A 1,225-nucleotide genomic window follows, 5' to 3' on the forward strand; every position below is an offset into this window, starting at 1 on the left:
CGCTCCTGCGGGGTCTCACCCTGACCTTCTAGTCCCGCAGGAGTCTACGTGCCTTCCACGCAATTCAACAGAGTTTAAATCTATAGTGTACAGCTCTCTACATAATTAAAAATTAAATAATAAGTGGTGAAATATATGTTTAAACCAAAAGTATCAACCCAAAATGAATTTGAATTTGTAACTATTGATGACTTGGTTCCTGACAATCACCTTCTCCGTTTAATTGATAAACATATTGATTTTTCTTTTCTTCTTGAAAAGGTACGCCCCTATTATAGTGATGATAATGGACGCCCTTCCGACCCCTGAATTTATTTAAATTGATGTTTATAGGATATCTTTATGGCATCCGTTCTGAGCGACAATTACAAAGAGAAATTGAAGTAAATGTTGCATACCGTTGGTTTTTAGGTTTGATTTAAAGGATCCAGTTCTACACCACTCTACAATTAGTTGGAATCGCCAACACCGTTTTAAGGAGACTGATATCTTTCAGGAAACTTTCGATGAGATCGTTCTCCAAGCAATGAATCACAAGATGGTTGGTGGTCGTGTATTATTTTCGGATTCTACTCATTTAAAAGCTAATGCTAATAAACATAAATTCACAAAACAAGAAATTGAGGTAGAAACTCGTGATTATTTTGATGAACTAAATAAAGCAGTTGAAGAAGACAGATTAGCACACGGAAAAAATCTGTTAAAGGACAAGGAGGAAGTGAAGGAAACGAAAGAAATTCGGGTTAGCACTACTGATCCTGAATGTGGATTTATGTCTCGTGATAACAAGCAGGAAATGTTTTGTTATCTTGATCACCGGACTACAGATATGAAATGTAACATTATTACAGATGTATATGTTACACCTGGAAATGTTCATGATTCTGTTCCTTACYTAAGCCGGTTGGACCGTCAGGTCCAACAATTTGGGTTAAAGGTAGAAGCTGTGGCACTTGATTCCGGTTATCTCACGAGCCCGATTTGTAAGGGATTATCTGACCGTAATATCTTTGGAGTAATTGCCCATAGAAGATATCATCCTACTACTGGTTTATTCCCAAAATGGAAATTTACATATGATAAAGAACGAGATTTATACGTTTGTCCTAATGATCAAGAATTAAACTACAGTAYAACAAATCGTGAAGGTTATAAAGAATATAAATCTAATTCAAAGAAATGCGGAAACTGTCCACTTCTTTCCCAATGTACTCGTTCCAAAAAT

General features: G+C 36.1%; 1 pseudogene. It reads left to right on the forward strand.

The features are described from left to right. Positions 1-135: 135 nt before the first annotated feature. Positions 136-1,225: pseudogene (locus tag BTR25_RS26640) on the forward strand (IS1182 family transposase); the annotation flags it as partial.

Origin of the sequence: Bacillus sp. MRMR6 (assembly GCF_001940785.1) — a bacterium.
Lineage (GTDB): Bacteria > Bacillota > Bacilli > Bacillales > Cytobacillaceae > Neobacillus.